Raw genomic sequence first — 8,716 nt, forward strand, 5'->3', positions numbered from 1 at the left:
AAAGTGGGTTTATTAATTCTCTTGGGAGAATTGCGATTTTTATGCGTTGGTTATCATTTTTTCAACAGCTTTGGGTTTCAACCCAAGGCGTATTAAAGTGACTGCAATAGAGTAAAATCTCCCCCCTCTCTCCTCAACCCGTTTTTAACGGGTTTAAGCTCTTAGCCTTGGGTTTCACCCCAAAGCTGTTGAAAAAATGATAACCAACGCATAAAAATCGCAATTCTCCCAAGAGAATTAATAAACCCACTTTAAAAATTTCGTTCTCTGATTTGTGTCAAAGGTGACTACCATGTTAAAACGACTCTGGCAACGTTTCGCCCCTCCCAGCGCAGACAACCCTAATCAAATCCAATCCTTCGTCCTCGAACCCATTTTAACCCCTAGCGGCTTAATAGATGCCGGAGACGACCTCCCCGACCCCACCCCCGTCGAACTCCCCGAAGTCCTCTCTGCGTTGCATACCGGGGAGGAAACCCCCACCTTTGAGTCGGGATACTTCACCGTCGGAGACACCGGAGAAGTCGGCATTGACTTCCTCTTTGATGGCGGGAAATATAAATTTGAATTGGGGATTTTTAGTTTAGAAGGACTGGATGCAGAAGCGGGTTCAGAAGAATTTATCGAAGAAGCGGCCCGACGGAGTTTAAGCGAATCAGAATTAGGTCATGTGGTCTTATTTGACCAAAGTGAGGGAGCAAAATTTGAGGGAGACTTAGGAGAAGGGAAAAATTGGAATTCAGGAGACTATCAGGGTGTAAAAACCGTTCAGATGCGGTCTGGGGAACGATTTGGCATTATGTTAGTCCCCAATGGAACAGTAGAAGAAGTCTATGAGAATCCTAGCGTGGGAGGAGCAAAACAACCCTTATTTTCCCTTTCCACGGCCAACCCCGATGATACCTTGCATATTGGGCAAATTGCCGATGTAACGGGGGATGGGAACACCTTTGTTATGGAGGATGTGCGCTTTGATCATAGTTGGTATGACCAAGACTATAATGATTTAATTTTCCAAGTGCGAGGCGCGACAGGAAAAGCAGAGTTACTGGATAATTTAATTGACCCAGACTCCGATTGGCAGGAGACAGAGTTAGGCCGAGAACTGATAGAATCGGCTCAGGAAGCGGTTAAAGTTCCAGACCCTCCAATCGAGGCACAACCGTTAGTCGGGGCAATTCAATCCCCAGAAATTCCGGCAGATCACCCGGACATTGACTATAACCAGATTACCTTAGGACAAGATCATATAGATGGGGATGATAACCCCTTGTCTCCGTTAGAGGAGAGTGGAGGGGAGACAGACAATTCTAGTCCTAATGCACCAGAAGCGATTAATAATCCTGATTCTTCTGGGGTTGAGTCTGCCGACACTGAGGCCATTACCACCTTAGATCAAGACGAGTCTCCCTTGTGGGTAGGCCGGGCTGATACCGAGAGTTGGGGAGAGAGTTTGCGGGAGTTTGTGGATACGGCAAGAGAGGCAGGGCCTGAGAATGCGATCGCATATCTCAATACCTTTGAACCCAACGTCCTCAACCCTCTCGACACCGACACCTTAACCGACAGCCAAAAAGAAGCATTAAGTTATGCTCAAGACAACGGAGTGTTAGTCATTGCCGTCACCCAAGACGGCCAAGAAATTAACCCCACCTGGGAGCAAGAAACGGCCCCATTTGATAACCTAGTCATTGTCGAAGCCGCCACCGAATCCCCCCAAGTCGCGGCTGATCTCGTTGGACAACTCTCCCAAGTCTGGGCCATCAACCCCGATCTCAGTTATCAACAAGTCATCGACATTTTCCAAGAAACCGCCACAGACCAAGACCCAGAAACCGGGGCCGCCATTGTGGATATTGCCGCCGCCAGCTATCTGGCCGCCGCCACTATTCCCGATGCCAGTAAAGTAGGACTACAACCCCCGCCCAACTCAGCGTATAACCCTGAAACCGACTGGCAAGGATGGGAGTCCGGCACATTTACCGTCGGCGAAACCGGAGAAATTCATGCCGATTTTCTCTATGATGGCGGCATTTATCAAGGAGAAGTCGCAGTCTTCAGTTTAGACGGCATGGAACAATATAAACCGGGGTCGCCAGAATTTATTGCCGAAGCCAGTCGTCGGAGTTTAGAACAAGCCAACCAAGGGGGAATTCTCTTTCAAGATCAGACCCAAGGGACCCGCTTCCCCAGTCCAGAAAATCAAGGAGACTACCCAGGCAAACAAACCGTCACCCTCACTCCTGGGGATGAAGTTGGGGTGATGCTAGTCCCCAATGGAACAGTTGCAGACTTAGCAGAGAATCCCGCCTTGGGACTCTCCCAACAACCCCTCTTTTCCATGACTCCGGTACAAGCAATAGACGAATTTAATGGGGGATATTTAGCAGATATCACAGGAGATGGGAAAACCTTTACCCTCGAAGAAAACAAAAACCCGCCCTCTGTACGCAATTATCAAGATTTAATTTTCCAACTCACCGGGGCCACAGCCAATGTTCCCAGTTTAGATGATGTTATTGACCCTAGCCAAGATTGGCGCGATACCGCCTTTGGTCAAACCTTAGTAGAGGCCATCAGTTTTGTTCCCAGTGGGGATAAAATTGTCGATTCCTTATCGAGTCGGGTACGATTTGCAGTAACTCGTTCTCAAAACCTCAACAACTACAACCCCACCGCCCTGGCACAAACCCAAGAATGGGTCGTCGGCATCTCCCCCGGCCAGTCCCCCAGTCAACTCGCCGACCTCTTGGGGGCTGACCACCTCAAAGCCACCGGACACATCCCCAACACCCACGTCTGGAAATTCCCCAAAAACAAAACCCCCCAACAAATTGTCAAAACCCTAGAGGGTTTCCCCGGCCTAGAATTTGCCTATCCCTTGGTCCCCATTAACCTTACCTTCAACTCCCCCGCCAACGAACCCCTCGTCCAAGACGGGACACAATGGCACTTACAGAATAATATCCAAGAGACTTGGGACCAAAGCCAAGGAGAAGACACCGTTATTGGTTTCGTGGACAATGGCTTTGATACCGACCATGAAGACTTAGCGGGGAATTATCGGGCTGATCTCAGTCGGGACTTTGACGAAAAAGAAGCCGATGGCATCACCTATGATCATGACCCAGATTCCCAGATTTCTACGACCTATGACTATGAGTCGTCCTTTTTAGTACAAAATAGCGATCGCGCAACCGCCCCCACCTCCATTTGGTCGGGACAAAACCAGTTTGAACTGGATATACGCAGTTTAAGCAGTGGAGAAATTGCCACCGTAGCAGCCAACGTCGAGATTACATCCACCTCTGACAACTTCAACCCCGACACCTTAACCCCTACTCTCGTCAGTTCCGAAGGGGAACGAGTGCCACTCACCCATCAAAATAATGGCCACTTTGTCTTAGACAACAATGACCAAAATGCCTTAGTCGGTCAAACCCCCAACGGCACTTGGTTTTTAGAAATTGAAAGCCCAACCTACGCCTCCTTAGAAAACTGGTCATTAAACTTCAACACCCAACATAACCATGGCACAGCCGTCACAGGAGTCGCCGCCGCCCAAGGAGATAATCAAACCGGAGGAACTGGTATCGCCCCGAACACCTCTTGGGCAGGGCTACGCATGGGGGCCGATGAAACCAACTGGCTAGAAGTCGCCGATGCTCTCAGCTATCTCCACCAAGATATTGACATCTACAATAACAGTTGGGGCTTTAACCCCTTTCAATCCCTCGATCCCCTAGTCGAATACGCCCTAGAAACCAGCAGTCAAACCGGACGAGACGGGTTAGGCAATGTTTATATTTTTGCCGCCGGAAATCAGGGTAACTCCCGTAAAGAGGGTGACGAAACCCACAACGTCAACTACAACAGTTACGCCAACTCTCGCCATACCATTGCAGTCGGGGCCATTGATTCCACAGGCCAACATTCTCAATACAGCGAAGTTGGCTCATCATTATTTGTCTCAGCCTACTCTAACAATGGCAAAACCTTCAATAAGAGCCATGCCAGTTTCTTGGCTCCGGATGGACTCCCTATACCGGATGATGGAACAGCCATAACATCTAACCTAGAAGTCTCCGACTTTACAGGAAACCTAGACAATTTGGCTATCACGCTCAATATTGACCATGAACAGTATGAAGACCTAGATGTTACCTTAATCAGTCCATCAGGAACACCCGTGAAACTCTTTGCTGATGTTCCCTTTGACGACGCAATTAATCAAAATCCAGCCGATCCTATTTCCTCTATCTACGGTCCCGCTTTAACGCTGAACAATGGTGCAGAACGGGACACCGCCTCTGTATTAGACGAAAACAGCCCCTTTCAAGGGGTCTTCCGGCCTCAAGGAGATTTATCTCAATTCGCCGGAGAAAACCCCAACGGTACATGGCAATTACAAATTAAAGATCAAAAAACAGGTGAAACAGGTCACTTGAAAAAATGGCAACTTGCCCTCATGAGTGACGGCATTACCACCACCAGCAACGAAGATGACTATATGCACGGGTTTGGAGGCACATCTGCTGCTGCCCCTTATGTCTCCGGTGTCGTTGCTTTAATGTTAGAAGCCAACCCCACCTTAACAGCACGGGATATCCAACATATCTTAGCCCAAACCGCCCAGCAAAATGACCCAGACGACCCAGACTGGAAACAAAATGGGGGAGGTTATTGGGTCAATGAAAAATATGGATTTGGGGCCGTTGATGCAGAAGCGGCAGTTAATTTAGCGAAAGAGTGGCAACCCGTTGGCCGTGAAGTCTCCTTGAGTCAAACCGATGACCAACCTAAGTTAATTCAAACTGACCAAGAAGTCACAGGTAGTATTGAATTCAACAATCCCGACAATGAAATGACCGTTGAATGGGCCGAAGTTGAGTTTAATGCCATTCATCCGAACCGGGGAACATTAGAAGTTGTCCTAGAACACCGCTATGAGGACGCTGACGGCAATCAGATCGTGAGTGAATCGACATTAGCCAAACCCAATGGCAGCACCGGAGAAGATTATAACTGGATATTTACCTCAGCCCATCATTGGGGTGAACCCTCTTACGGAGAATGGACATTAAAAGTCACAGATACCCAAAATACTAGCCATACAAGAGAATGGCAAGACTGGACACTCAACCTCCACGGAGCAAAACCCATTGTCAACATTGAAGCAACGGACCCAGAGGCCACCGAAGGAGAAGATACTGGCGCATTTACCATTTCTCGCACAGGCCATACTGATCAACCCTTAACCGTCCATTATGACCTAGCCACAACTGGCCATTGGGGACGACCTCCAGGGACTAATGGGACGGACTACGAAGAATTATCGGGGAGTGTCACCATTCCTGTTGGGGAGTCTTCTGTGGTAGTCCCAGTCCAACCCATTGATGACGAGGTGACAGAATGGCCAGAAACCGTCAAATTAAATTTAACAGACCATCAAGATTACGAAGTCAGTGAACAAAGCACCGACACCGTGACCATTTGGGATAACGAAACCCCCAAAGTCAAACTCTATGCCGAATGGTATCACGGCGTTACAGATGAATTTCATCAAGAGAATTATACCTCTGAAGCGGGTAATAATGGCGGATTACTCTTTCGTCGAGTGGGCGATATTAGCGAAGATTTGACCGTTGATTTATCCCTCACGGGAACAGCAACCAATGGGGTTGATTATGATTTACCCACCAGTATTGTCATTCCCGCAGGGGAACATGATAACAATATGAAATTCACCCCCATTGATGATGATGAAGTTGAAGGAGAGGAGACCATTCAACTCGACATCAAACCCAGTGAGAATTACGAAATACAAGAGGGGTGGGGGAGTCGTAAAACGGTGATTTGGGATGATGACGATAAACCTACGGTTTCCATTATACCCACCGATCCAGAAGCCTCAGAATATGGCGATCCTGGAGAATTTACTGTTAAACGCACCGGAGACACCAGCGAAGATTTAGTGGTTCACTATTTTGTTTCCCCCTACTGGTGGCACAGAGCAACCCAGGGAGAAGATTTTGCAGAAATTCCTGAAAGTATCACCATTCCTGCGGGAGAGTCGTCAGCCACTATTACCATTAATCCCATTGATGATACTCAAGTGGAAAAAGATGAACTGGTGGAACTGTTTCTCCTCGAAAACGAAAACTATACCCTTTCTAGTCGAGACCGGACTCATGTTGACTTACTGGATAATGACACCCAAACCCTCACTTGGACTCAACAGTTAGGCACACCTGAATACGATAACGCCAATGCTGTGGCTTTTGATAGCCAAAATAACGCCTATATTGCCGGACGGACATCAGGAGAGTTGAACGCCCCCAATGGTGGACTCTATGATAGTTTCTTGGCGAAATATGACAGTGATGGCAAGGAAGAATGGCAAGTCCAACTGGGGGCTACTGGATATGATACGGCCTCTGCGCTGACGGTAGATCAAGAGGATAATCTCTATGTGACAGGGTGGACGGATGGGTCTATGGATGGCACAAGTAATCAACGAGATGCTTGGGTTGCTAAGTATAACAGTGAGGGGGAACAACTCTGGAAACGAGAGTTAGCCAGTAATTATGATTTTGCTAGTGGAGTAGCGGTTGATCCCTCTGGCAATGTTTATTTAACTGGCCGCACCTCCCAAGCTGATATTTGGTTAGCCAAATATGACGCTAATGGCAATCCCCAGAATGACTGGGGACAAACCCTTGGGACTGGGGGAGTGGATGATGTACACGGGATAGATGTGGATGATGCGGGTAATGTTTATCTCACCGGACAAACTCAGGGCCAGTTAGGAGAGAAAATCTTTAGTGAAGGGGATGTCTGGCAAGACCACGAAGGGGAAGATATGGATGCTTGGGTGGCGAAATTTAATAGTGATGGCACTCAAGACTGGTTGAAGCGGTTGGGGACAATGACGGAGGATATTGCCCATGGGATTAAGGTAGATTCTAATCATGGGACGGTCTATCTGTCTGGACAAACACGCGGTTGGTTTGGGGATATTTACACCGGAGATGCCGATGCGTGGACGGGAGATCATGATGCTTGGTGGGATGCGAGACACGGTACAAAAGATGATTTTGGCGGTACATTCTACGGGGAAACGGATGCTTGGGTGGCGCAAATTGACGCGACTGCGGGTAATCTGAACTGGAAACGCCAAATCGGGACTGAAGCCTATGATACGGCGACCAGTGTTGCGGTGGATGCGTTGGGGAGTGTCTATCTGGCCGGGAATACCCGTGGGTCGATGGATGAAACCAGCCAATTTGGGGCTGAGGATGTCTGGACGGCGAAATATGATGTGGCTGGGGCGTTGCAATGGCGACAGCAGTATGGCACTGCGGCGAAGGATACGGTGGCTGATATGATCCTTGCGGGGAATGGGATTTATCTCACGGGGACGACTGGGGGACAGTTGGGAGAGAGTGATGCAGGGAAGGAGGATGCTTGGACGATGAAGTTAGTTTGATCTCAAACATCCTGATCTGAGATGGGGAAATGTTAACGACGGGTTTCGGGGTTGAAAATGTCGCTGAGTCCTTCGCCTAACAGGGACAACCCCGTTACCATGAAGGTCATGGCTAACCCCGGAAATAATGTGGTCCACCAAACTCCGGTGGGGAGGGAGTCTAAGGCGAGTTTGAGGTCGTGTCCCCATTCGGGGGTGTCGAGGGGTAAGCCTAAGCCGAGAAAGCCGAGACCGCCTAAAATAAGAATTGCGTCGGCGGCGTTGAGGGTAAAGAGGACGGGGACGCTTTGGATCACGTTCCAAAAGAGATAACGGGTGAGGATGTGACGGGGGGTTGCTCCCATGGCTTGGGCGGCCTCGATGAATAGTTCGGTTTTGACGGAGGTGGTATGGTTGCGAACGACGCGGAAGTATTGGGGGATGTAGGAGATACTGAGCGCGATCGCAGCATTAAATACTCCTCGTCCTACCACAAAGGCCAAGGTGACGGAGAGTAACAACCCAGGTAATGTATAAATGGTGTCCATGAAAAAGAGTAAAATGCGATCGACTCGTCCCCCCAAATACCCGCTAATCAACCCCAAGGGGACTCCCAAGATTAAGGATAAACTGGTGGCTAAGATCACCACTTGTAATGCGGCTCTGGACCCAAATAAGGTACGGGAAAAGACATCATATCCTTGGCGGGATGTGCCAAACCAATGGTCAAGACTGGGGGGTTCGTGGATAGGGTTTACTAGGGAAGCGCGGGGGTCTTGCAACCATCCCCAAGTCTCAAAGGTGGGCGCAAATACTGCGACAATGATGAAAAATAAGGTAATTAAAATTCCCGCCAGCATTAAGTTACGGGAGAGGGAAGGGTGAGGGCGGGGGGTTGGACGTTGAATTGGGGTCATTTCAGTAAGTTGTGAATAGCGTTAGAGGGGATTGGGTGAGTTAAGGCAGCCAGACCTACAGTACATGAATTTTAGAGAACGATCCTCACCTATCACAATAAGTTACCCAAATCACAACAGTCTCGCCATCTCTAGCTAAAATGTGGGTGGAGAGAAATCTTTTCTCTCTTGTATTCACTATTTGGATTGAGTTTCAATGACCCCCACCTACTTCGTGAGGTGGGGGAGTGGGGAGAGATAACCTTCCCGTAGCTGCGAATAGCTCTCCAGGGGTATTGCGGATTAACACTACTGGTCGTTTCTCTAGACCGGATTAGCTGTAAGGGGGCGG

The 8,716-nt window shown here is 48.8% G+C and carries 2 protein-coding genes; one reads left to right on the forward strand and one right to left on the reverse strand.

Going from position 1 to position 8,716, the window contains the following annotated elements; translation table 11 throughout:
* The first annotated feature begins 292 nt into the window (after positions 1-292).
* Positions 293-7,489: an SBBP repeat-containing protein gene (locus PN462_RS04540; RefSeq protein ID WP_272126807.1), complete on the forward strand. Its 7,197-nt coding sequence runs from the start codon at positions 293-295 to the stop codon at positions 7,487-7,489.
* Positions 7,490-7,521: 32 nt separating this feature from the next.
* Here the strand turns inward: PN462_RS04540 and PN462_RS04545 are convergent, their stop codons facing one another.
* Entirely contained in the window at positions 7,522-8,385 is an 864-nt protein-coding gene (locus tag PN462_RS04545; protein ID WP_272126808.1) for an ABC transporter permease, read from the reverse strand.
* Positions 8,386-8,716: the final 331 nt, after the last annotated feature.

It is taken from the genome of Spirulina sp. CS-785/01, assembly GCF_028330525.1.
Classification (GTDB): domain Bacteria; phylum Cyanobacteriota; class Cyanobacteriia; order Cyanobacteriales; family Spirulinaceae; genus JAQMSD01.